Here is a 24152-nt window from a genome sequence, read left to right on the forward strand (position 1 = left end):
GCAAACGTTGGTAACCTTTACGGCCTAACCTGATTGAACATTTGTCCCCTTTTCGTGACAACCGCCCTTCCCGTTTCCGTTTTGTTCTCGTATAAAAACGGAATGAGAAATAGTGTAAAGAAACGCGAATCATCAGCCCGGACCAAGGTCCCAATGACAGACAACGACGATCTCTTCGGGGGCGCGAGCGCCAAGCGCGCGGCGCCTGCCTCGGCCCGCAACGCCGCCGTGAAGGTGTCCCGGCCCGCTCCCCAGCAGGGCACGCCGGGGGAAGCCGGCTATGACGCCTCGGCCATCGAGGTGCTGGAGGGGCTCGAGCCCGTCCGCCGCCGTCCCGGCATGTATATCGGCGGGACGGACGAGAAGGCCCTGCATCACCTCTTCGCCGAGGTGATCGACAACTCCATGGACGAAGCGGTCGCAGGACATGCGAGCTTCATCGAGGTGGAGCTGGAGGAAGGCGGCTGGCTGTCCGTGACGGACAACGGGCGCGGCATCCCGGTGGACCCGCACCCGAAATTTCCGAAGAAGTCGGCCCTCGAAGTCATCATGACCACCCTTCACGCGGGCGGCAAGTTCGACTCGAAGGTCTACGAGACCTCGGGCGGTCTGCATGGCGTCGGCGTGTCCGTGGTCAACGCCCTGTCCGAGATTCTCGAGGTCGAGGTGGCGCGCGGCCAGACCCTGTACCGCCAGATCTTCGCCCGCGGCCTTCCCCAGGGCAAGCTCGAGACCGTGGGCCGCGTGCTCAACCGGCGCGGCACGAAGGTGCGCTTCAAGCCCGACTGGCAGATCTTCGGCAAGGAGGCCCACTTCCAGCCCCGCCGCCTGTTCAAGATGGCCCGGTCCAAGGCTTATCTCTTCGGCGGCGTGGAGATTCGCTGGAAATGCGCCCCGTCCCTGATCGAGGGCCTGGAGAACGTACCGGCGGAAGCCACCTTCAAGTTCCCGAACGGCCTGAAGGACTACCTGCTCCACGACATCGAGGGCAAGGAGCTGGTCACCGACCAGATCTTCGCCGGCAAGATCACCAAGCCCGGCAGCCATGGCTCGCTGGAATGGGCGGTCGCCTGGATGGCGAACGAGGACGGGTTCTCCACCTCCTACTGCAACACAGTGCCGACCCCCGAGGGCGGCACCCACGAGAATGGGCTTCGCATCGCCCTCCTGCGCGCCCTGCGCGAGCACGCGGAGCGCGTCGGCCAGTCCAAGCGCATGGCGGCGGTGACCACCGACGACGTGATGGCCACCTGCGCGTCGATGCTGTCGGTCTTCATCCGCGAGCCCGAGTTCCAGGGCCAGACCAAGGACAAGCTGGCAACCGTCGAGGCCGGTCGCATCGTCGAGAACGCGATCCGCGACACCTTCGACCATTGGCTCGCGGCGGCCCCGCAGCAGGCGAACAAGCTGCTGGACTGGGTGATCGACCGGGCGGAGGAGCGCCTGCGCCGCCGCCAGGAGAAGGAGGTCGCCCGCAAGACCGCCACCCGCAAGCTGCGCCTGCCGGGCAAGCTCGCGGACTGCTCGAATGCCGGCGCCAAGGGCTCCGAGCTCTTCATCGTCGAGGGCGATTCGGCGGGCGGCTCCGCCAAACAGGCGCGGGACCGCGCCACCCAGGCGGTGCTTCCCCTGCGCGGCAAGATCCTGAACGTGGCCTCGGCCGGGCGTGAGAAGCTGCACCAGAACCAGCAGCTCTCCGATCTCGTGCAGGCGCTGGGATGCGGGACGGGCTCACACTACAAGTCCACGGACCTCCGCTACGAGAAGGTCGTCATCATGACCGACGCGGACGTGGACGGCGCCCATATCGCGTCCCTGCTGATCACCTTCTTCTACCGGCAGATGCCGAAGCTCATCGACGACGGGCATCTGTACCTGGCGGTCCCGCCCCTGTACCGGCTGACCCAGGGCTCGAAATCGGCCTATGCCCGGGACGACGCGGACCGGGAAAAGCTGATGAAGACGGTCTTCAAGGGCAACGGCAAGGTCGAGATCGGCCGGTTCAAGGGCCTCGGCGAGATGCTGCCCGGCCAGCTCAAGGAAACCACCATGGACCCGAAGAAGCGCCTGCTGCTGAAGGTCGTCGTGGAGGCGGACGACAAGCCGGAGGCCAGCGACGCCGTGGAGCGCCTGATGGGCAACAAGCCCGAGGCCCGCTTCGCCTTCATCCAGGAGCGCGCAGCCTTCGCGGACGAGGCGGATCTGGATATCTGATCGGGTTCCTCTTGAGAGTCCGCGGTCCGATGGCGTCGCCGGCCCGGTGCTTCCGATGACGTGAGGCGCGACGCTCCAAGAACTCGGGATGGCCGGCAAGGGGCGGAGGATGACCGGCCGGCCATGACGTGGGGAGGCTATCACCACCCACTCACACCACCCTCCCACGTCATCACCGGGCTTGTCCCGGTGATCCCGATCGGAAGAGCGCCGCGCCTCACCTTATAGGGATGGCCGGCACAAGGCCGGCCATGACGTGGAAAGGTCGTGCATCCCGATATCCCATTCTCACGTCATCACCGGGCTTGTCCCGGTGATCCCGCTTCTGAGAGGCGCCGCGCTTCACCGGATCGGGATGGCCGGCGAGAGCAGGGTGATGACCGGCCGGCCATGACGTGGGAGGGTGTCGGACCGGCTCCACGAAAATATTTCGAAAAATTTTCGGAACCGCTGGAACCAACCCCGTTCCATGGCGTTCTACAAGCTCACCGGCTCATTCTGCCCCCACGGGCCGGTCCCTCAAAGGCTCCGGTTTCGGGGCCTTATTTTTTTGGCCGTGCGGCTCCTGCCTCCCGTGGATCTTGCCTCCCGTGGATCTCTTGCCGTGCCGGGGCGTCTTCAGGATGGCGGGCCGGCTGGACTAGCGCACCGTGGGAAAAAGTGGACCCGGTTTTTCGCAGTCAAAGGTGCGCCGCTCAAGGGATTGAGCATCGGATCCGATCCCAAAAGTGGATTCCACTTTCGGGTCCGATGCTCTAGCCGCGGCCAGGCTTGCATGCGACAAGACCCCGTGAACCCGACGAGAACGCCCCTTGCCCAAACGCCCGAAAGCCGACCAGCCGTCCCGTCCCTCCCGCGAGGAGGTGATGTCCTTCATCGCCCATGCCCAGGGCAAGGTCGGGAAACGGGAGATCGCGCAGCGCTTCGGCATCAAGGGCGACGACCGGGTCTGGCTCAAGCAGGTCCTCCGAGACCTGGAGGATCAGGGAGTCCTCGATCGCAGGGGCAAGACGGTGCACAAGGCCGGTCAGCTCCCTCCGGTCGTTCTGGCGGACATCACCCGGCGGGACAAGGACGGTGAACTGACTGCCGTCCCGACCGAGTGGGACGAGGAGGAGCACGGCTCCATCCCGACGATCATCATCCTGTCGCCGCGCAAGCCGCGCCCCGGCATGCCCGTCGCGGGCGTCGGCGACCGGGCACTGCTGCGGGTCGACCCGCTCAAGCCCGGCGACATCCACCGCTATTCCGGCCGCGTGACCAAGATTATCGCCAAGAAGCAGGCCCAGGTGCTCGGCCTGTTTCGAGCCCTGCCCGAAGGCGGCGGCCGGCTCGTGCCCGTCGACAAGAAGGCGCGCGATCAGGAACTCCAGATCAGGCCCGGCGACGAGGGCGAGGCGAAGGACGGCGACCTGGTCTCCGTGGCGGTCGTGAGGCACGGCCGGTTCGGCCTTCCCACGGCCAAGGTGAAGGAGCGCCTCGGCACGATCCAATCGGAGAAGGCCATCAGCCTGATCGCGATCTACGCCCACAACATCCCCAACGAATTTCCGAAAGCGGTGCTGGACGAGGCCGCAGGCGCGAAGCCCGCGGCCCTGGACGGTCGCGAGGATTGGCGCGACCTGCCCCTCGTCACGATCGACCCGCCCGATGCGAAGGATCACGACGATGCCGTCCATGCGGCACCCGACGATGACCCGGACAATCGGGGTGGCATCGTCCTCACGGTGGCCATCGCGGACGTCGCCGCCTATGTCCGCCCCGGCTCGGCCATGGATCGGGAGGCGCAGGAGCGTGGCAACTCGGTCTATTTCCCCGACCGGGTCGTCCCGATGCTGCCGGAGCGGATTTCCAACGACCTTTGCTCCTTGAGGCCGCGCGAAGACCGCCCTGCCCTCGCGGTCCGGATGGTGATCGGCCCCGACGGCCGCAAGATCCGGCACAGCTTCCACAGGGTCATGATGCGCTCGGCCGAGAAGCTGTCCTACCAGCAGGCCCAGGCGGCCATCGACGGCCGGCCCGACCCCGTGACGGAGCCCATCCTCGAGTCGATCCTCAAGCCTCTCTGGGCCGGCTACGCGTTGGTCAAGAGAGCCCGGGACATCCGCGAGCCGCTGTTCCTCGACCTGCCCGAGCGCAAGATCGTGCTCAACCCCGACGGCACCGTGGACCGCGTGTTCGTGCCGGAACGCCTCGAGGCGCACAGGCTGATCGAGGAGTTCATGATCCTCGCCAACGTGGCCGCGGCCGAGAGCCTCGAGAGGGCCGGTTCGGACCTGATCTACCGGGTCCATGACGAGCCCTCGCTCGAGAAGATGCGGTCCTTGAGCGAGGTGCTTGCCTCCATCGGCCTCAAGGTCCCGAGCCAGGGGGCACTCAAGCCGGAACTGTTCAACCGCATCCTGCGCAGCGTCGAGAACACGGAGCACCAGCTCTTCATCAACGAGGTGGTGCTCCGCTCCCAGTCCCAGGCCGAGTACGCGGCGGAGAACTACGGCCATTTCGGCCTGAATCTCCGGCGCTACGCCCATTTCACCTCTCCCATCCGCCGGTATGCCGACCTGATCGTCCACCGGGCGCTGATCGCCGCGAACAAGCTGGGCCGGGACGGCCTGCCGCCGGACACGACCCGGGCCGAGCTGATCGAGATCAGCGCCAAGATTTCGGCCGCGGAGCGCCGCGCGATGGCGGCGGAGCGTGAGACAATCGACCGCCTGATCGCGCACTTCCTTGCCGACCGGATCGGGGCCACATTCTCCGGACAGATCTCGGGGGTGTCGAAGGCGGGCCTCTTCATCAAGCTGAGCGACACCGGCGCGGACGGCTTCGTTCCGGCGGCCACGATCGGCGACGACTATTATCGCTACGACGAGAAGACCCATTCCATGCGCGGGGACGACACGGGGGAAACCTATCGTCTCGGAGACAGGGTGGAGGTGAAGCTGGTCGAGGCGGCCCCCGTCGCCGGCGCGCTGCGCTTCGAGATCCTCACGAAGGGACGCTTCACCGGCCGGAGCGGAGCGTCCAGGCAAGGCGCGAAGCGTCCCCCGCGCGGAGCAACACCAGGCGCCGGGCCGTCCCCCAGGGGCCGCTCTCCGGGGCGCCCGCCGACCCGCGTGAAGGTCAAGCGGCGCGGACGCGGCTGACGGAAGGATCGATGGATGACGTTGACGATCGAGACCGCCTCCCCGGCCAGCCGGCATGAGGTGAAGGCCATTCCGGCCATGAGGCGCGGCTTCATGGGCCGTTGCCCGGCCTGCGACCAGGGGCGGCTCTTCGGCCGCTTCCTCAAGGTCGTGGATCATTGCGAGGTCTGCGGGACGGAGTTTCACCATCACCGGGCCGACGACCTCCCGCCCTATATCGTGATCTTCCTCGTGGGACACCTGATCGGGTACGGCATCCTCATGACCGAGACCAAGCTCGAGATGCCCATGTGGGTGCACCTGGCGACCTGGCCGGCCCTGACGCTGATCCTGTGCCTGGCCCTGCTCCAGCCGGTGAAAGGCGCTGTCGTCGGGCTGCAATACGCGTTAGGGATGCACGGCTTCGGCGCTGCCCGAGCCAAGACGAACGCCGACGAGGACCATGCCCGTGACGGACACCGAGACCCTGGCGAGGATGGATCGCCTCGTTTCCGCTGAGACCAATCCCACCCTCCCGACACTCCGTCCCGTCGACGCTGCGACCCTCATCGTCATCGACCGAAAGGGCAAGCACCCGAAGGTCCTCATGGGCAAGCGCCATGCGGGCCTGAAGTTCATGCCGGGTAAATTCGTCTTCCCGGGCGGGCGGATCGAGGCCGGCGACCGGTCGATGACCGTCGCCGGCGCGCTCCACCCTCGCGCCGAACGCGCGCTCATGGGGCGGGTCGCCCGTCCCTCGGCCCAGCGAAGCCGGGCGCTGGCTCTGGCGGCGATCCGCGAAACCTTCGAGGAGACGGGGCTGCTGCTCGGGACCCAGGACTATGGTGCACCGGAGAATGTCCCCGCGGGGACCGTCTGGGAGTCGTTCCGGGAGCATGGCGTCTTCCCGGACCTCGAGGCGCTGCATTTCATCGGCCGGGCGATCACGCCTCCCAAACGCGTCAGGCGCTTCGATACCCGCTTCTTCGCGGCCGACCGCGCGTCCATCGCCGCGGAGGTCGAGGGCGTGGTCGGGCCGGAGGCCGAACTGGTGGAACTCGCCTGGGTGACCATCGCCCAGGCCAAGGCCCTCGATCTGCCGCCGATCACGACGGTCGTCCTGGATGAGCTGGAAGCCAGAATCGCCGCCGGGTTCGCCCATGAGCTGCCGGTCCCCTTCTTCCACCAACAGCGCGGCCGTTTCGTGCGGGAGCTTCTGTGACAGGGCGCTCGCACAGGGGGTTTTCGACCGGAACGTCGCCTGCCAGAGCCCGGAAAGCACCGGGAGGTCCCCTTCTCCCTTGACTGCCCGCCTGTAATCGGGCATGGGAACGGCACGATTTTCCGGCCGGGCTCGCCCGGCCTTTGCGTTTCGGCCAGGCCCTGGGGCCAACCGAGCGCCGAACCGAACAAGAGGTCCCGACCATGGCCAAAGCCGCAACGATCAAAGTGAAGCTCGTCTCCACCGCCGACACGGGCTATTTCTACGTGACGAAGAAGAACTCGCGCACGATGACCGAGAAGATGAGCTTCAAGAAGTACGACCCGGTCGCGAAGAAGCATGTCGAGTTCAAGGAAGCCAAGATCAAGTGATCGGCTGACGCCAAGCTTCTGAACCATTCGAAGAACCGCCCCCGCCGGGCGGTTTTTTCGTTCCTGGATGCCCACTTCCTTGAGCGGCGCATCGTTCGGAACGGACCCGCGGCGTCCGCACGATGCGCTGGCCAGATGTCCACGGAAGAGATTCGTCCGGATCGCGATACTCCCGCTCAGGAGAAGGATATCCCAAGCCAGAGCGTGATGAATGCGAGAGACGTGGCGATGATCATCCACTCTGCGGCTGTCAGCCTGGTCGAATGTGCCGCTGTTTTGGTCTGGTCCATGGCAGGCCCCCTTGACGCCTCGGGGCCGCTGAAGCGCGTCAGCCCCTGTTCGAATGCGGGGCAGGATAGGGCCGAGCGCCGGCCAGGGATGTGCCCGGCGGCACATGGGTGTCAGCGGGCCTCGTCGTGGCCGACCGCCGCGATGGGATGGACCTGGCGGAGGTCGCCATCGGTGCGGCCGGTCTGCTACAGGTCAAGCTCCAGCAAGACGGGTTGGTGATCCGAGGCCTGTGTCTCCTGGTCGTAGGCGATCCGCCTGACCCTCGAAGCGATGTCGTCGGTCACGAACACGAAATCGCAGCAATGGGGCGGTCCGTTCGACTGTTCGAAAAGGCAGAACGAGGTCGGATGGGGCTGCGCCCCGTAGGCTACCTGCCATGCGTCGCGAAGGGCCGGCACCCCATGGCCGAAGGGCTCGGAGATCCGCTGCTTCGCCGGATCCGGCGGCCGCATGTTGAAGTCCCCGGTCAGGACGGCGGATGCGGAGGTGGGGAACCGCGCATAGGTGCCCGGCCCATCCTCCCGCGGGATCGCGACGCGCTCGCAGGCACAGCGATGGGCCTCCCGGATACCCTCGACCTGGGCCCGGCGCAGCTTGTCGGACGAGTATTCCAGATGCGTCGTCATCACCCGGAGCGGCCCGGACCGCGTCTCGACCGTCGCTTCGAGGAGGAGACGCGGCATGTTGCGGGTCGGGGCGGCCTCCCACGGCAGGGTATGGCGCAGCACCTGGGCCACCGGCAGGCGGGACAGGATCATGTTGCCGAAGCGCCGCCGGCGCCCTGCCCCGTCGGGAACGTCGAGGGCCACGCCCTCGACGGCCGTGTAGTTCGGGAGGAGACCCGCCAGTTCGGCAAACTGGTTTCCTCCATCGTTCCCCTTGAGGTCGGAAAAGTTGTCCGAGACCTCCTGGAGGCAGAGCACGTCGAAATCCGCGATGGCGCGTGCCTCGTCCACCAGCCTTCGCAGGTCGACATTCCCGTCGATCCCCAAGCCCCATTGAATGTTCCAGGTGATGATTCTGAGCATGCCGCGCCGATTCCTATTGGCCGACCTTACTCAGCACGTCGGCCTTCAGGAAGCGCTCGATGACGAGCATGAAGACCACCGAGGGAACGAGCAGGATGAGAGCCGTGATGGAGGCAATCTGGTAGTTGCCGCCCATGCTCGCGTTGTAGAGCAGGAGCGGCAGCGTCGTCACCTGAGGGACGCCGACGAAGAAGGTGCCGGTGAACTCGTCGAGCGATTCCAGGAACACGAAGATCGCGCTCGCCATGATGCCGGGTGCCGCGAGAGGCAGGGTCACGGTGAAGAAGGTCCGCAGCGGCGAGGCGCCGATATTGCGGGCAGCGAGCTCGAGGTCCCGGTCGACGGCCGCAAACGCCGCGGCCGCGATCCACACGGAGTAGACGAGGCCATGGGCCGCGTGCACCAGCACGACGCCGGTGATCGTTCCGGTGAGCCCGATGCTGTAGAAGACCCGGGCCACGTTGATGTAGATCGCCACCGACGGGAAGGCCTGGGGCAGCAGGAACAGGATCATCAGGGCCGTGCGCCAGGGCAGCTTGAGGCGGGCCAGGGCATAGCCGGCCGGGATCGAGACGGCGAGCGCGACGAGGACCGTCAGGCAGGCGATGCCCACGCTCGTCATCAGCGACGTCATGGCGTCTCCGGTCGGGCGGAAGACCACCTCCCAGTATCGAAGGCCGTAGGAAACGGGCAGCTTGAACGGCGTGTACCAGCGCTCCGCCACCGACCACAGGACGAGGTTGGCGAGCGGGCCGAACAGCAGGAAGGCGAACGCTGCGAGCCCCGCGACCTTCAGGATGGTGGATCCGAACGCCCAGATCCTGCCTTCGGTGTCGGGGCGTGCCCCTGACCCGGCGAGCGCGAGAGCGGACGACGCCTGGATCTTGCCGCTCATGCCTGCACCTCGCGCTTCACGCTGTGGCGGAGATAGATCCACGCGACCGTGCCCGCGATGGCATAGGAGATGACGCCGAGCGCATTGGCGGTGGCATAGTCCCCGTAGGAATTGATGCGAAAGGCCATGTCCACGGTGAGCATGGTCGGCTGCGAGCCCGCGACCATCATCGGGACCGACAGCACCGAGAGCATGGTGACGAAGGACAGGACGAGGCCGACGAGGAGCGTCTGCCCCACCTGCGGCAGCACGAGCTCCACGAGAACCCGGATCCGCGAGGCCCCGAGATTTCGTCCCGCCTCGATGGTGGCCCGGTCGATGGACGCCATGGCTCCGGCCAGCATCAGCGTCACGAACGGAACCTGCTTCCACACGAAGGTGATGATGATGCCGCGCCAATCGAGGAGGCTCGTGGCCTGGAGCGGCTCCATCAGCCCGAGCGCCACGAAGGAATTGTTCATGAGGCCGTTCTTGGCGAGAAAGGTCCGCATGCACTGGGCCGCCACGATGAACGGGATGAAGAGCGGCCAGCGATAGAGAGCCCGCAGGGCCGCGACGAGCCAGGGCGTCTCGCCGAGCGTGAGAATTCCCGCGATCACGATGGAGAACAGAGCCGTCAGAAGGGTCGAAACGACCACGATGAAGAGCGTGAAGAGAATGTCCGTCGAATAGAGCTCAGAGGCCTTCTGAAAGTGCATCAGAGACAGGCCGCCTCCCGGCTCCGTGAAGGCTGCCGCGAGCGAGAAGCCGAGCGGATAGAGAAACAGCGCGCCGATCATCGCGAGCGCCGGCGCGACGAGCAGGAGGCCGAGGAGTGACGGTTTCGCCATGATCTGGAACTGTTCCGGTCACGATGGGGCATCGGACATGGTGTCGTGCAGGCGGCCCGTCGGACGGACCGCCTGCCGTGGGGCCGTTCGCCTCAGTTGGCGACCTTCTTCTCGTAGGTCTCGAGGATGTCGTTGAAGTACGGACCGATCGGGAACGGCTTGCCGTTCGCCGCGAGCGTGTCCGGCGGGATGTCGGCGAAGAGCTGGTTCCAGGCCGCCTGATCGAGCTTGCCTTCCAGGTTCTTGGCGTCGATGCCCGGGTACCAGTTGAAGCGCTTCACGATACCCTCGGCCTGGACGTCCGGGCTCGTCGCCAGGGCGATGAACTCGGCGGCGAGCTTCTCCTGAGCGGTCTTCGCAGGAATGGCGTAATACATGGGCTGGCCGGGCATGCCGGGCGAGACCAGCTTCAGGCGCATGTTCGGCGGAAGCTTGCCGTCGGCCTTCCAGGTATAGAACATGTCGACCCAGACCGGCCCCATGGCGATCTCGCCGCGGTTGAGCATGTCGAGCGTGCCGGCGTTGCCGGGCGTGATGACGACGTTCTGGTTGAACTCCTTCAGATCGGCCATCGCCTTGTCCCAGGTGGCCTTCGTGGCCGCATCGTAGGGACCCTTCTCGAGCTTCGCCGGATCGCCGCCGAAGGCCGAGATCCAGCCGGTCACGAAGGCGACACCGGACATGCCGCCCTTGATGCCGTTGTAGCCGAACTGCTTCGGGTTCTTCTTCACCCACTCGCGCAACTCGGCATAGTTGTTGGGCGGGTTCTTGATCAGGTCCGGGTTGTAGGCGATCGCCGTCTGCGAATGGAACATGGGCATGACGTAGCCCGAGACGTCGGTACCGAGCGAGTTCGTGGCGGTGTCGCGCGTCACGAGCTTGCCGGTGGGGAGCGCGTCCCGGTACTTCTTGAGCAGATCCCCCTGCACCATCGTGCCGGCGGCCTTCTGGTGGATGACCACCACGTCGAAGTCGGATGCGCTCGCAGCCTGTTTCTGCGCATCGAGCTTCTCGAAGATCTTCTGCGACCCGCCGTCGCCCGGCCCGGTGCCGACCGCCACGACCTTCACGCCCGGATGGCTCTTCTCGAAGAGAGGTCCGAGATAGTCCTTGATGTAATCGACCATGTTCTGGTCGCCGGCCGTCGCGACATTGAGCGTCTGCGCACTGGCGGCGCTGCTCAAGAAAAAGGCCGCGAGACCCGCAGCCAACAAGCTTCTACGCATGGAATCCTCCCGAAGTCTGGGTTTGGGGAAACAGGTGCAACGACGCCAGCGGGAGGCGCAGGCCTACCGGTCGGTCGAGCTCGTGATAGCGATCGTCCGTCACAGTGAAGTGACGGTCGCCGACCGCGATCACGTACCTGTAGTGTCCTCCCGGATACGTTCTCTGCGTAATTGTTCCGGGCAGGACGATCGCCCCGTCGACCCGCGCCTGCGGATCGTCGAGCGAAGCGATGTCGTCGCGAAAATAGGCCGTGACGGGACCCACGGGCACCTGGCCGCCATAGCTCGCGGCGCTGCCGTCGCCGGCCCTCACCTCCACCCCGGCGCCGGCAGGGCGGACATCGAGGTCGAGGGTGTTCTCGGCTCCCATGAAGCTGGCCACGAAGGGCGAATTCGGATGGTCGTAGACCTCCTTCGGGGCGCCGACCTGCGCGATCCGACCCGCATCCATCACGACGATCCGGTCGGCCATGGTCATGGCTTCCTCGCGGTCGTGCGTGACGTGGATCGCCGTGAAGCCGAGCCGGCTCTGAAGAGCCTTGATTTCGGACCGAAGCTGGATGCGCACCTTGGCGTCCAGGTTCGACAGGGGCTCGTCGAGAAGCAGGATCGGCGGTTCGATCGCCAGAGCCCGCCCCAGGGCGACGCGCTGGCGCTGACCACCGGACAGATTCGTCACCTTCCGGTCCTCGAGACCGGACAGGTTCAGCATCTTCAGAACGGCCGCGACCCGGGAGCGGATCTCATCCTTGGACAGGCCGCGGAGGCGAAGGCCGTAGCCGACATTGCCGAGAACGGTCATGTGCGGCCAGAGCGCATAGGACTGGAACATCATGGCCATGCCGCGCTTCTCCGGCGGCGTGTTCACCACATCCCGGCCGAACAGGCGGATCGCGCCGCCGGCGGCCTTCTGGAATCCCGCGATCGTGCGCAAGAGGGTCGTCTTCCCGCAGCCGGACGAACCGAGGATGGCGATGAACTCTCCGGGTGAGACCGAGAGGCTGACCCCATGAAGCACGCGCTGGCTGCCATAATTGACCTGGAGATGATCGACATCGATCGCGGCGGAGACAGGGCTGTCCACGTGCAAGTATCCTCCCGAGTGCGCTTTTCGCGTCTCTTATTGGAGGAGAAGATCACATTTGAATGTCAGTGGAAAGACTAACCGAACGGCAGCGCCGACGCCTCGAAAGGGCTATCCGGCCGGGGGTGAGATGGGGCCTCCCTTCCGTGTCGGGAGCCTTCCGCATGAAACCGCCCCGATCGGGGCGGTTTCCCAATTGGCGTCGAGAATGGACGATCCCGTCCCGGCAGGCCCCGTCAATCAGCGGTAGAAGCCGTCGATCCGGCGGACCCGCTGAACGTCGCGTCGGTTGACCGAGCCGGTCGTCACCACATCGCGCCTGACGGAGCGGACGAAGCCGGCGCGCTGGGGGTCGCGGTAGACGACGCGCGTCACCGTCCGGGGCTGCCGATAGACCACACGGCTGCCGTAGACCGGCTGGCGGTAGACCACGCGGGTCCGATAGACGGGGGCCGGCTGGTAGACGACCCGCGTCACAGGGGCCGCGTAGTACCCATAGGCGGGATAGCTGTCGGCGGGGTCATTGTAGGCGGCAGGATAGCCATAGCTGTAGCCGTATCCAGTGGCCGGGTATCCATAAGAATAGCCATAGCCCGGATAGGCGTAGGCCGGGGTCGTGGCTGCGGTCAGAAGACCGCCGAGCACCGCGCCGCCGATGAGCCCGGCCGCGACCGCGCCCCCGTTGCCCCATCCGCCGCCGCGATAGTAGCGGGGATAATAGCCGCCATTCCAGCCGCCGCCACCATGCCAGCCCGCCCCGCGCCAGCCGCCTCCGCGCCAGTGCTGAGCCTCCGCCGTGCCGATACCGGCTGCCGTGATGATGGCAACACCAGCTAATAAAGCGAACTTCCTCATGGTCGACCTCTCAAGAAGTGACGAAGAGCAATCCTCGCAACAACAATTCAACCGGTGGAGTTTGGTTCGAAGCTTGGCCAGCGAATGCATGGGATTTATTCAGTCCGACCAGTCGCTTCTGACAATTCGTTCATAATTGCTTGCAATTACAGCCATCCGGCCCGATGGACGCCCCCTAGTCTTGAGGCCTCGCCAGTCCGACCCGATTGGCCGCCTCACGCCGGGCTGCGTCGCGTCGCTTGGCCAGGGAGATGTCGTGCCGGCGGTCGAACGCGACGGGGTCCAGAAACACGGCGAGGTCTTCGATATGTTGCGAGATGCAGGAGGCTTCTTTCATGGCAGAATCGTACCCTCGTCGATGACGGATTCCGAAAGGACCGACTTAATGAGGCAGGCGGCCGGAAGTTCCTGGATCCGTCCTGCGGGCCCTGCGACGCCGCAGGCGTGAAACCCGCTACTGCGCGTAGATCTGCGACCTCGGGAAGATCGTATTCCCTGCGACCACCTGGGCGATGACCGAGGCGATCTTGTCCCCGCCCCTGGCCGACGGTTCGATGGGATTGGCATAGTCCGCGGGCTCGTCGCAGATCAGGCGCAGGTCGATCAGGTGAAGCCGTCGCGAAAAGGCTTCGCGCATGATGACATCGTTGAAGATCGACAGCGCGGTGACGACCAGACGCTGCTCCTGCGGATCAGGAAACCGGGCGTCGTAGATGGTGCAAAGAGCGACCGGCAGGCGCCGATCCAGGACGGCGTCCAGCATGGTCCGGTAATTGCGGGCGAACTCGTCCCTGACATCCGCAAGCCTGGTCACCACTTCGGCCACGGAGGACGCACCTTCCCGCAGAATTCCGCTGTTGCGCAAGGCATCGTTGCCGCCGGCGCTGACGATGAGATGGCTCGCATCCGTGGGAACGCGGGCCAGCTGCTGCCGGACCCCCGTGGTGACGGCGCCGTCGACCGCGCAGAGAGTCGCTTTCCAGCCCTGCGGCAGCCTCGCCCGGACCTGCGCCGTGACGTCGGGTTCGCCGCGCTGAACATAGGCGCCGTTATCGAAAATGCTGTCGCCGAGCAGGATGACATGGCTCATCGGGCTCCTCCCGTCGCGCGACAACCTCCCGCGACATACCCTTGTTCCTGTCCGATATGATCCGGCCGGTACGCCACGAGCGTTCGGGGAGCACAGCGGCGTTCCTGACTCCGCGTCTTCCGCCGATCAGGCCTGAGGGCCGCTGTCGGGTCGGAAGAACGGCGCGAAATGGCCGAGCCAGGAGGCGAGCCAGACCTCCAGAGCCGCCTTGGCGGCGTGCTCCGTCGGCCCATAGCCCCAGGCATCCTCCTGCAGGGGCGTCGACCAGATCCAGAACCGATTGCTGCCGTCATAGGCCACATTCCCGACCTCGACCAGGCCCACGAAGCCCACATGGCGGTTGAGCGGAACGCCCGCGACCTGGTCCTGCTGCCACCGAATCCTGCTCATCGACCCGTCTGCCGTTCCCTGAAGCATGCTGCCAATTAGAGCGCTTCCACCCTCCCACAAGCCGCAGCCGGCTCGGCAAGGAACGCGTTTCATCGAGGAAACGTTGGAGGAGGCGCGATGCGGCACGGGAGATCCATCCATGCGTTTTCTTCCCACCAGAGTGCATGGGATCATCGACTATCTCTGGGGATTGGCGCTTCTGTCCACGCCGTGGCTCTTCGGCTTCGCGGATGTCGCGGCGGCCAAATGGACCGCCGTCGCCTTCGGCCTGGGAGCCATCCTGTACTCGGCCGTCACCGCGTATGAGCTCGGCCTTCTCAAGCTTCTGCCGATGCCCCTGCATCTCATCCTCGACGGATTGGCCGGGCTGGCCCTTGCGGCATCGCCTTTCCTGTTCGGTTTCGCCGATCGGGTTTACTGGCCGCACGTTCTCTTCGGCCTCTTCTCCGTCGCGGCGAGCCTGACCACGGATCTGGAGCCGGTCCTGCCGACAGGCCGCCGGGAGCCTGCCTGACCGCTCCAAAGCATGATTGACGGAGGCCGCCCGGAGGCGCAGCATCAGGGCCCTCGATGGAGGCGCCCATGTTCGAGCAGGCCGTCCAAATGAGTGAGGCGTTCCGCCAAAGCGCGCATCAGATGCAGGGATCGCTTCACATGGCGTTGAAAGGCTGTCCCGAGTGCCGGACGACGCAGATGATCGCCTCCCCGGTTCTCGGCACCTGCGAGGATTGCGGATCGAGCCTGGTCGTGCTGCCGGCCGAATGAGATCGGATCATAATCGCCGTAGCTTGCGTTGCGAGGCACCCTCTATGCTCTGCATGCGGAGAATCGCATGGCATCGTCTGGGTGGATCGAACGGATAGGCGGCCTCGTCGGAGTGCGTCCTGCGGAGTTGAAGCTGGCGTTTCGCGTCACCATCGCGGGCGCCCTCGCCTATGCCGTAACGAAGCTTTTCGACCTGCCGCAGGGATATTGGGCGGTGATCACGGCCGTTGTCGTGATGCAGGCGAGCGTCGGCGGCTCGCTCAAGGCCGCCGTCGAGCGGTTCAGCGGCACGCTGGCCGGGGCTGTCTATGGCGGCCTGGTCGCCGGTCTCGTTCCTCATGCCTCGCCGGTGACCTTGGGTCTGGCCATCCTGGTGGCGTTGTTTCCGCTGGCCCTTCTGGCGGCCGTCAAGCCAGCGTTCCGGGTCGCGCCGATCACCTCGCTCATCATGCTCCTGCCTCCCACCGGACAGGCGATCGGCCCCATTGCATCGGCCTTCGACCGGGTGCTGGAGATCACCCTCGGCAATATCGTCGGTGTCGTGGTCTCCCTGTTCGTCCTGCCGGCGCGGGCCCATACACTGATGACGGAGGCAGCGGCCAGGGTCGTGTCCCTGAACGCGGACCTGTTCTCCATCTTCATGGAAGAACTCACCGATGGTCCGACGGGCCGCTCCTCCCTGCAGACGCTTCACCCGCAGATCCGCTCCGCCCTCAAGAAGGCGGAGGCGGCCGCCGAGGAGGCGACGCGGGAGAGAAAGAGCCGTCTCACGGAAGCACCCGACCCGGAGCCCCTGATCCGTACCCTGTATCGGGTGCGCCACGACCTCGTCATGATCGGCCGCGCGGCCTCCGGACCGCTCCCGCCCCTCATTCGGGAGAGACTCAACCCCTCGCTCCAAGCCTTGCACGAGACCACCCGCAGGCTCCTTCTGGATCTTGCGCAAGCCCTCCACAACCGCACGACGCCCCACGGAGCGGTTGCCTTCGAGGATGCTCTGAACGCCTTCACGGTCGAAGCGGAAGCGCTCCGGTCCCCTTCCCTCATGCGGGAATTGCCCGGGAAGGCCTTCGGGCAGGTCGTCGCCCTTGGCTTTGCGCTCGAGCAGTTCAGGCAGGACCTGGGGGATCTTCTTCTCCGAACCGGGGATCTGGCCCTGGACCGCGCGCACCAGCCTGAGGAAAGGTGAAGCGCGCGACGCAGATGTTCAAGTTCGGCTAGAGCATCGGACGTGAAAAGTGGACCCACTTTTGGGATCGGATCCGATGCTCACTTCCTTAAGCGGCGCATCGTTCGGGGCAGAAAACCGGGTCCACTTTTCTGCACGATGCGCTAATGCCGGGCTCGTCAGCCATTCCGGGCCGGCGCTACGCGATGAACGTTCACCGCTCGTAGAGCGGCACGAGTTCCATCTCCGGCACGAGCACCAGACCCTTGTCGGTGATGCGGATCTCCGGAATGACCGAGAGCGGGATGAGGTTGAAGCCCATATAGGGGATCCTGCAGCCCGCCTTCTCCCAGGCGGCCTTCAAGGCCCGGGTCTCCTCGGCCACTTCCGTCACGCGCTTGTCGGAGAGCAGACCCGCGATCGGAAGCGGCACCATGGCGATGACCTTGCCCTGGTCGACGACACAGACGCCCCCCTGCGCCTCGATGATCGCGTCGAGCGCCACCTGCATGTCGCCTTCGTTGGTTCCCGCAACGATCAGGTTGTGGGAATCGTGCCCGACGCTGCTCGCGACGGCCCCGCTCTTCAGGCCGAAATCCTTGAGCAGGCCATGGGCGATCCCGGCACCGCCGGTGCGGCCGTGGCGCTCGATGACGGACACGAAGGTAAGATCGTTCTTCGCAAGAAGCGTGTCCCAGTCCCGTTCCGGTTGGAGCCGGATCTTGTCGTGGAAGAGGACGATGCCCGGCAGGGCGACGCGGATCACGTTGGCCGCGCAGTCCGCATCGGGCAGTTCCGGAATCAGCTTCGGGCGCTTCGCGACGTGGACCGTCCGGTAAGCCTCGGCGGGATAGCGATAGCGGTTGGAGAGCGCCTCATCGAGCACGGGCGTGATCCGTCTGCCCTCGACCACGAGCTCACCCCCGTACCAGGTGTTCTGCACCTCGAGCGCGTCGTTGAGCAGCACCACGTCGGCGCGGCGTCCGCCGCCGAGACCGCCGATCTCGCCCTCCATGCCGAAGCGTGTGGCCGGGTGCAGGGACCCCATGCTCCAGGCCTGCTCGCGACCCATGCCGGCCCGGCGCGCCTCGCGCGTGACCCAGTCCATGCCGAACGCCATCAGGTCGTCCGCGTCGCGGTCGTCGGTGCACACGCAGATGCGCTTGTGGGAGGAGCCGAGCTCCGTGATGGTCTTGATGGCCTCGGGAAGCGAGTGCCACGGCGTGGTCGGCGGCCCACCCCGCAGGAAGATCCACACGCCGGCATCGAGCAGGTCGTCGGCGATGTCCCGGTCGATGGCCTCATGGGTGTCCGTCACGCCGCTCGCCGCGTATGCCGCCACGAAGTCACGGCCGTAGATGTGGCCCGAGACCGGCTTGCCTCGCTCGAGGGCCGCCGCGAGAATCGCGTGGCTTCTTTCGTCCCCCATGGTGACGGGGACGAAATCCATCTTCTCGCCCAGCGCCGCCGCCTCCGGCCAGCGGTCGAACAGGGCCGCGATCTTGTCGGGCGTCAGGTCGCCGCCCGCCGTTTCCAGGTCGGGCGAGGTGGCCGGCACGGTGCTCGGCACGGTGAGGAAGATGGAGAGCGGCGCATGGCGCGCATCTTCCAGCATCATCTCGATCCCGGCAGCGTCCATGACATTGCCGATCTCATGGCTGTCGCAGAAAATCGTCGTGGTGCCGTTGAGCAGCGCCGCTTCCGCGTAGGCGCAGGCCGTGATCATGCTGCTCTCGATATGGATATGCGGATCCACGAGGCCCGGCGCGACGATCCCGCCCCTGGCGTCGTAGACACGGCCCGGCGCTCCGCGGACCTGGCGATAGGCACCGGCAGGCTTGACGGCCGCAATGCGCCCTCCCGCGATCCAGACCTCCCGCTCGGGCGCGATCCGCTCGCTGTAGGTCGACAGCACCCGGGCTCCCGTGATCACGAGGTCGGCGGGAGCCCGGCCCGAGGCGACATCGGCGAGCCGGCGGGTCATGGTCGCCAGCGGGGCCACGGAGAAGCGGGTTAGGGCCGTCCTGGGCGGCAACGGAGGTGTGCGATGATCCATGATCCCTGGTCCCGGTTGAACGTTGTTGCCGCAACGTAGCAGGACACGGCGGGAACCGCATCTCGGATCCGACGGGCTTCCGGAACTTTCGCGAATGGCGCACGCGCCAATGCCTCGCGCCTCGCGCCTCGCGCCTCGCGAGGGCAGGCTCCCGCCGAACGGACAAGGGAATCCGTCGTCCCAAGGGTCGATTCGGGCGCAGGCCAAAACGAAAAAGGCGCCTTGCGGCGCCTGAATTCAGCTCAATGAAGATGGTGGCCAGCCGGGAGCAGCGTTGAGGAGGCAACGATCTGCCCCCAGGCTGGCCGAGCCCCCGAAGTCCCAGGAGATGCGGCGGACCTGAGCATCCGTAGGGCATGACTTCCGCGGAGAGCACCGTGCAATCGGGAACCGGAACCACTGTTCGCCGGCGCGGCCCTCGAGGTCCGCACGATGCGCTGAGGCGGAGACTTGCGCTGAACCTATAGGAACCATGGAACGATGCAAGCGCCCGTGTGGCCAAAAAGCGGCATTTTCCCAAAAAACTTAAAGCCAAGTCATCTCAAGGAGATGAATCCCCGTCTTCAAGCTTCGGATGGGACCCCGCCATGGTTTCGGCCCACTTATGGCGCCCGGCTGTCGGCCTCGAGGTAGGTCTTCACGGTTGCGATGAACTTGGACACCGAGATCGGCTTCGACATATAGGCTTCGCAGCCCCCCTCCCGGATGCGTTCCTCGTCCCCCTTCATGGCGAAAGCCGTGATGGCGATGACCGGGATCGACTTCAGCTCCTCATCGGCCTTGAGCCAGCGGGTCACCTCCAGGCCCGACACCTCGGGCAGCTGGATGTCCATGAGGATCAGGTCCGGCTTGTGGGCCCGGGCCAGCTCCATGGCCTCGATCCCGTGGCTGGTTTTCAAGGTCGCATAGCCGTGAGCCTCGAGGAGGTCGTTGAAGAGCTTCATGTTGAGTTCGTTGTCCTCAACGATGAGCACAGTCTTCTTCATGGCCGCTTTCCCCGGGGCTCCTGATGTACTTCACCGGCCCAATGGTTCATTTGATGATATAGTTAGGACCCAACCTATTGATGAAATGCAAATTGACAGCATGAACACTCCCTTAAAAAGAGTTACGCGCCAGGAGGCCGAAAATGTCGCACTTGAGGCGTTTTCCTTCCTGACCGCCGACGAGGAGCGCCTCGGCCGCTTCATGGCCGTGTCCGGCCTGCAACCGGACACCATCCGGTCGGCGGCCTCGTCGCCTGGTTTCTTCGCTGGTATCCTGGATTACGTCGTCTCCGACGAGCCCCTGCTGATCGCCCTGGCCAAGGACCTGAATACCAAGCCGGAGCACATCATGCAGGCTCATTGGACCCTGTCGCCGTCCGAGTTCGAATAATCCCCGTCCGCCGATGAGCGAAGCCCCCTTCTGCCGCGACTGCCTGACGCTTTCCGCCGATCCCTCGGCCGGACGGTGCCAGGCTTGCGGGTCTCCCCGCCTCCTGCGGCACAAGGAGCGCGACGCCCTCTCGATCGCCCATGTGGATTGCGATGCCTTCTTCGCCGCTGTCGAGAAGCGGGATGACCCGAGCCTCGCGGACAAACCGGTCATCATCGGCGGCGGCAAGAGAGGGGTCGTGTCCACCGCCTGCTATGTGGCCAGGACCTACGGGGTCCGCTCGGCCATGCCGATGTTCCAGGCGCTCAAACTCTGCCCCGACGCGACTGTGATCAAGCCGAACGGAGAAAAATACAGCAAGGCGGGCCGGGAGGTGCGCCAGCTCATGCGGGAGCTGACCCCCCTGGTCGAGCCTGTCTCCATCGACGAGGCCTTCCTCGACCTGACCGGGACGGAAAGGCTGCACCACGGCAGCCCTGCCCTGACCCTCGCCCGCTTTGCCCGCAAGGTCGAGCGGGAGATCGGGATCAGCATCTCGGTCGGCCTTTCCTACAACAAGTTTCTCGCCAAGATCGCCTCGGACCTGGAGAAGCCGCGGGGATTCTCCATCATCGGACGCGAGGAGGCCGCAGGGTTCCTCGCGGACAAACCGGTCGGGATCATTCCCGGGATCGGCGCCTCGGCCCAGGGCAGGCTTGCAAAGGTCGGAGTCTCCCGGATCTCCCACCTGCGGGACGTGCCGCTGAAAACCCTGTTCGAGGCCCTCGGCCGGGATTCGCAGCGCCTCTCGCGTCTCGCCTGGGGCGAGGACAGCCGGCCCGTCACCCCGGAGCGGGAGACCAAAAGCGTCTCGGCGGAAACGACCTTCGAGACCGATCTGCGATCCTTCGAGGATCTCGAACCGATCCTGTGGCGGCTCTCGGAGAAGGTCTCGCGCCGCCTGAAGGTGGCCGGCCTTGCCGGCCAGAGCGTGACCTTGAAGCTGAAGGACAAGGATTTCCGGCTTCTGACCCGGACCCGGTCGGGCCTGGCGCCGACGCAGCTGGCCGCCCGGCTGTTCGATCCGGCCCGGCAGCTCCTGAAAGCCGCCTGCGACGGAACCGCCTTCCGCCTCATCGGGATCGGGGCGGCCGATCTCTGCGACCCGGCGGACGCGGACAAGGGCGACCTCGCGGATCAGAGCGTCGTCCGCCAGGCCCATATGGAAGCCGCCATCGACAAACTCCGCGACAAGTTCGGGGCCAATGCCGTGCAGAAGGGCATCGTGCTGCGCAAACGCTAAAGCATCGGACCCAAAAGTGGACTTGCACTTTTGGGATCCATCCGATGCTTTCTTCTTGAATGAGAGCATCGGTCGGAACGGACCCAGCGGGCCGCGCCAGCGAAAACCGGATCCACTTTTCCGTCCGATGCTCTAGCGCCTCGGACGGACCCGGAGGACCGCGTCATCCGATGGGCCGCTTAAGGAATTGAGCCTCGGACGTGAAAAGCGCATCCACTTTTCACGTCCGAGGCTCATTCGTTGAAGATGACACCCACCCAACGTCATGGCCGGCCCTCCCGATGCGGAAAAGCGCCGCGCCCTACTGAAGCGGGATCACCGGGACAAGCCCGGTGATGACGGGGAGGATGATCCTTGCTGTGGCTTGACCTTTCCCACGTCATGGCCGGCCTTGTGCCGGCCATCCCGATGCGGTGGGGCGCTGCGCTCTTCCGACCGGGATCACCGGGACGAGCCCGGTGATGACGTGGTGTGTGTGGCCCGGTGACAACACCCTCCCAGGTCATGGCCGGCCGGTCATCACCCGCATCTTGCCGGCCATTCCGATGATCCGATGCTCGCATCTTGAAGCGGCGCATCGTTCCGGGCGGACCCACAGGCCACGCCAGTGACCCGAAGGGCCGCGCCAGCGAGTACCGGGTCCACTTTTCACGCGCCTGGCCCGCTTTCGTCCGCACGATGTGCTAGTGGTTGCACGAGCTCGGTGCCTGCATGTCCAGGCTCTTCAGCTCACCTTTGAGAGCAAAGTCCCCATAATCGAGTTTCAGGTCCCGGCTCACGCCGTTCTCGTAGAGCTGGAACGAGATCGTGTAGACCGGCGTCCGGTCGGCCTTGCCCTCCTCGAAGTAGCTGATGGTGATGGGCCAGCGCGCGACGGAGGCGAGCTTTTCGCCCCGTGCCACGTCCTCGAGCGAGGCAGAAGCGGCGCCTGCCTCGATCTTCCGGCCGATCAGCCCGAGGGTCTCGTACACCTTATCGCCCTTGTTGGAGCCGTCATACACCTTCACGGACAGGGTGGTGTCCCCCCGACGTCCCGCCTCGATCAAGCGCTTCAGGTGCTCGGTCGGGAACACGGTCTCGCCCGGAGCTTCGAACGCCTTTCTCTTCGGCTGCTTCAGGTCGACGTTGAGGCTGCCCTGCGGCGTGAGCTTGGCGTCGCCGTCCACCTCGCCGTCCTTGATCATGCCCTGCCGGAACGAGCTGGACTTGAAGTGCATGGATCGGCCGTCGCCCGTCTCGTACGTGGCGGTTTGGATGTCGAGCGTGTTGGAGCCGGAGTCACTGCTGTTGAGGATCGTCACCTGGCGGTACTTGAGGGTGTAGCCCTCGCAGGCATCGCCCCCGAACTCCATGGCGATCCTCCCCGTCGCATGATCGACGCCATTGGACCCGCCGGCCCGCAACAGGGAGAGGTCGTAAACCGCCCTGTGAGGAACCAATTGGACCGAAGGCCTGGCCGTCTGGGCAGACGCCGAGGCAATCAAAGCGATGGACAGGCCACAGGCCGCAACGACGAAACGCATGTCTTCTCCCGATCCGATGCCAGGCAGGATAGGGTCCTCCTGCGGACAGGGCAATGTTCCCGCTTGCGTCCTTACGGCTCATCCGCCACTACTCCGTCCGGATGATGTCACAAATCGAGGCTCCCATGAGTGCAGTCGACAAGAAGCTTCAGGATCTGGGGATCACGCTCCCGACTCCCGCCGCGCCCGTCGCGAATTACGTCCCATTCGTCAGGACCGGAAACCTGATTGTCATCTCCGGGCAGCTCTGCCTCGGGCTGGACGGCAAGCTGTCCGATGCGCACAAGGGCAAGCTCGGCGCCGAGATCTCTCCCGAAATCGGCCAGGAGGCGGCGCGGCTCTGCGCAATCAATCTGCTCGCGCAGCTCAAGGCCGCCGTGGGCGACCTCGACAAGGTCACGCGCTGCGTCCGCCTCGGCGGCTTCATCAATGCCGTGCCGACCTTTGCGGCCCTTGCTCCCGTGATGAACGGCGCCTCCGACCTGATGGTCGAGGTTCTGGGCGATGCCGGTCGCCATGCCCGTTCCACCATCGGGGTCGCCGAGCTGCCGCTCGACGCCTGTGTCGAAGTCGAAGGGATGTTTGAAGTCCAATGAGCACCCCGAGCTGGCTCGTCGCGAAGCCCATCGCCCATCGCGGCCTCCACAACAAGGCGGAAGGCGTCATCGAGAACACGGTCTCGGCGGCGGAAGCCGCGATTGAGCGTGGTTTCCCCATCGAGCTCGACGTTCAGCTGACCGCCGACAACGAAGCCATCGTGTTCCACGATTTCGAGCTCGACCGCCTGACCGGTCAGACGGGGCTGGTCGCGGAGCGCAGGCTCTCCGACCTGAGCGCCATCGCCATCGCCGGCGCCAGGCGCGGGGACAGGATCCCGGCGTTCACCGACTATCTCGCCACGATCGCCGGCCGCACGCCGCTGGTGATCGAGGTCAAGAGCAAGTTCAACGGCGACATGCGCCTGACCAAACGGGTCATCGAGATCCTGGCGGATTACGGCGGCCCCTTCGTGGTGAAGTCGTTCGATCCGGATATCGTGGCCTATGTGCGGGCGAATGCTCCGAACATCACGCGCGGATTCATCGGAGAGCTGGAATATGCCTCGAAGGCCGACAGCTTCCTGACCCCCGAGATGAAGCACCGGATGGTCAATCTTCTGCACTTCTCGGACACGCAGCCGCACTTCCTGTCCTGGCGGGTGAAGGACATTCCGTGTGCTTCGACCCATCTCAGCCGGATCCTGGGCAACCTGCCCGTGATGACCTGGACGGTGCGGACGCCGGAGGACCGTGCCCGGGCCGAGAAGCACGCCGACCAGATGGTCTTCGAGGGCTTCCTGCCCTGACGCATTGCCGCAACG

The 24152-nt window shown here is 65.5% G+C and carries 24 protein-coding genes; 12 read left to right on the forward strand and 12 right to left on the reverse strand.

Features of this window, described 5'->3' with window-relative positions; translation table 11 throughout:
- Positions 1-153: 153 nt before the first annotated feature.
- The 5 genes from parE to rpmG all read left to right on the forward strand — a co-directional run bounded on the left by parE (position 154) and on the right by rpmG (position 6932).
- Complete coding sequence (gene parE, locus NF876_RS05580; protein WP_262267860.1) at positions 154-2214, forward strand: DNA topoisomerase IV subunit B; 2061 nt, start codon at positions 154-156, stop codon at positions 2212-2214.
- Positions 2215-3080: 866 nt separating this feature from the next.
- Positions 3081-5360, forward strand: coding sequence for a ribonuclease R (gene rnr, locus NF876_RS05585; RefSeq protein WP_373696622.1), 2280 nt, complete (start codon positions 3081-3083; stop codon positions 5358-5360).
- 15 nt (positions 5361-5375) lie between these two features.
- Positions 5376-5858 (forward strand): DUF983 domain-containing protein, encoded by a 483-nt coding sequence (locus tag NF876_RS05590; RefSeq protein ID WP_262267862.1) that lies wholly within the window; start codon positions 5376-5378, stop codon positions 5856-5858.
- A complete protein-coding gene (locus NF876_RS05595) occupies positions 5836-6561 on the forward strand; it encodes an NUDIX hydrolase (RefSeq protein WP_262267921.1) in 726 nt (241 codons plus the stop codon). Before NF876_RS05590 ends, NF876_RS05595 begins: the two co-directional genes overlap by 23 nt.
- 203 nt (positions 6562-6764) lie before the next feature.
- Positions 6765-6932 carry a 50S ribosomal protein L33 gene (rpmG, locus tag NF876_RS05600; RefSeq protein WP_173950390.1) on the forward strand — a complete coding sequence of 56 codons (168 nt, stop codon included), beginning with the start codon at positions 6765-6767 and terminating at the stop codon, positions 6930-6932.
- A 476-nt stretch (positions 6933-7408) separates the two neighbouring features.
- Here rpmG and NF876_RS05605 read toward each other — a convergent pair whose 3' ends face one another.
- The 9 genes from NF876_RS05605 to NF876_RS05645 all read right to left on the reverse strand — a co-directional run bounded on the left by NF876_RS05605 (position 7409) and on the right by NF876_RS05645 (position 14621).
- Positions 7409-8251, reverse strand: coding sequence for an endonuclease/exonuclease/phosphatase family protein (locus NF876_RS05605; protein ID WP_262267863.1), 843 nt, complete (start codon positions 8249-8251; stop codon positions 7409-7411).
- Positions 8252-8264: 13 nt separating this feature from the next.
- The gene (locus NF876_RS05610; RefSeq protein WP_262267864.1) at positions 8265-9146 is read right to left on the reverse strand and encodes an ABC transporter permease; all 882 of its coding nucleotides are present in this window, start codon (positions 9144-9146) and stop codon (positions 8265-8267) included.
- On the reverse strand, positions 9143-9976 hold the full coding sequence (locus NF876_RS05615) for an ABC transporter permease (RefSeq protein ID WP_262267865.1): 834 nt from the start codon (positions 9974-9976) through the stop codon (positions 9143-9145). Before NF876_RS05615 ends, NF876_RS05610 begins: the two co-directional genes overlap by 4 nt.
- A 92-nt stretch (positions 9977-10068) precedes the next feature.
- Positions 10069-11202 carry an ABC transporter substrate-binding protein gene (locus NF876_RS05620; RefSeq protein ID WP_262267866.1) on the reverse strand — a complete coding sequence of 378 codons (1134 nt, stop codon included), beginning with the start codon at positions 11200-11202 and terminating at the stop codon, positions 10069-10071.
- The gene (locus tag NF876_RS05625) at positions 11195-12286 is read right to left on the reverse strand and encodes an ABC transporter ATP-binding protein (protein WP_262267867.1); all 1092 of its coding nucleotides are present in this window, start codon (positions 12284-12286) and stop codon (positions 11195-11197) included. The genes NF876_RS05620 and NF876_RS05625 overlap by 8 nt, the downstream gene beginning before the upstream one ends.
- A gap of 240 nt (positions 12287-12526) precedes the next feature.
- Entirely contained in the window at positions 12527-13141 is a 615-nt protein-coding gene (locus tag NF876_RS43105; RefSeq protein ID WP_315975006.1) for a hypothetical protein, read from the reverse strand.
- Between the two features lie 175 nt (positions 13142-13316).
- Positions 13317-13478, reverse strand: a complete 162-nt coding sequence (locus NF876_RS05635; protein WP_262267868.1) for a hypothetical protein — start codon at positions 13476-13478, stop codon at positions 13317-13319.
- 117 nt (positions 13479-13595) lie between these two features.
- Positions 13596-14231, reverse strand: a complete 636-nt coding sequence (locus NF876_RS05640) for an SGNH/GDSL hydrolase family protein (RefSeq protein ID WP_262267869.1) — start codon at positions 14229-14231, stop codon at positions 13596-13598.
- A gap of 126 nt (positions 14232-14357) precedes the next feature.
- On the reverse strand, positions 14358-14621 hold the full coding sequence (locus NF876_RS05645) for a hypothetical protein (RefSeq protein ID WP_262267870.1): 264 nt from the start codon (positions 14619-14621) through the stop codon (positions 14358-14360).
- 139 nt (positions 14622-14760) lie between these two features.
- Between NF876_RS05645 and NF876_RS05650 the strand changes: the two genes are divergently transcribed.
- The 3 genes from NF876_RS05650 (at position 14761) to NF876_RS05660 (ending at position 16575) form a co-directional block, all read left to right on the forward strand.
- Complete coding sequence (locus NF876_RS05650; protein ID WP_262267871.1) at positions 14761-15135, forward strand: SPW repeat domain-containing protein; 375 nt, start codon at positions 14761-14763, stop codon at positions 15133-15135.
- A gap of 68 nt (positions 15136-15203) precedes the next feature.
- On the forward strand, positions 15204-15386 hold the full coding sequence (locus tag NF876_RS05655; protein ID WP_262267872.1) for a hypothetical protein: 183 nt from the start codon (positions 15204-15206) through the stop codon (positions 15384-15386).
- A 67-nt stretch (positions 15387-15453) separates the two neighbouring features.
- A complete protein-coding gene (locus NF876_RS05660) occupies positions 15454-16575 on the forward strand; it encodes an FUSC family protein (RefSeq protein ID WP_262267873.1) in 1122 nt (373 codons plus the stop codon).
- A gap of 193 nt (positions 16576-16768) precedes the next feature.
- On the opposite strand, the gene NF876_RS05665 is transcribed toward NF876_RS05660, so the two are convergent.
- Positions 16769-18610 carry an adenine deaminase gene (locus NF876_RS05665; RefSeq protein WP_262267874.1) on the reverse strand — a complete coding sequence of 614 codons (1842 nt, stop codon included), beginning with the start codon at positions 18608-18610 and terminating at the stop codon, positions 16769-16771.
- A 602-nt stretch (positions 18611-19212) separates the two neighbouring features.
- Positions 19213-19596 carry a response regulator gene (locus NF876_RS05670; RefSeq protein ID WP_262267875.1) on the reverse strand — a complete coding sequence of 128 codons (384 nt, stop codon included), beginning with the start codon at positions 19594-19596 and terminating at the stop codon, positions 19213-19215.
- A gap of 100 nt (positions 19597-19696) precedes the next feature.
- Between NF876_RS05670 and NF876_RS05675 the strand changes: the two genes are divergently transcribed.
- Both NF876_RS05675 and NF876_RS05680 read left to right on the forward strand, forming a co-directional pair.
- The gene (locus NF876_RS05675) at positions 19697-19987 is read left to right on the forward strand and encodes a DUF3572 domain-containing protein (RefSeq protein WP_262267876.1); all 291 of its coding nucleotides are present in this window, start codon (positions 19697-19699) and stop codon (positions 19985-19987) included.
- Between the two features lie 13 nt (positions 19988-20000).
- Positions 20001-21269, forward strand: a complete 1269-nt coding sequence (locus NF876_RS05680) for a DNA polymerase IV (protein ID WP_262267877.1) — start codon at positions 20001-20003, stop codon at positions 21267-21269.
- Positions 21270-21952: 683 nt separating this feature from the next.
- Here NF876_RS05680 and NF876_RS05685 read toward each other — a convergent pair.
- A complete protein-coding gene (locus NF876_RS05685) occupies positions 21953-22792 on the reverse strand; it encodes a cell envelope integrity EipB family protein (RefSeq protein WP_262267878.1) in 840 nt (279 codons plus the stop codon).
- A 125-nt stretch (positions 22793-22917) separates the two neighbouring features.
- Between NF876_RS05685 and NF876_RS05690 the strand changes: the two genes are divergently transcribed.
- Both NF876_RS05690 and NF876_RS05695 read left to right on the forward strand, forming a co-directional pair.
- Positions 22918-23388 carry a RidA family protein gene (locus NF876_RS05690; protein ID WP_262267879.1) on the forward strand — a complete coding sequence of 157 codons (471 nt, stop codon included), beginning with the start codon at positions 22918-22920 and terminating at the stop codon, positions 23386-23388.
- Entirely contained in the window at positions 23385-24137 is a 753-nt protein-coding gene (locus NF876_RS05695; RefSeq protein WP_262267880.1) for a glycerophosphodiester phosphodiesterase family protein, read from the forward strand. The genes NF876_RS05690 and NF876_RS05695 overlap by 4 nt, the downstream gene beginning before the upstream one ends.
- Positions 24138-24152: the final 15 nt, after the last annotated feature.

The sequence above is a fragment of the Microvirga yunnanensis genome, from assembly GCF_025460875.1.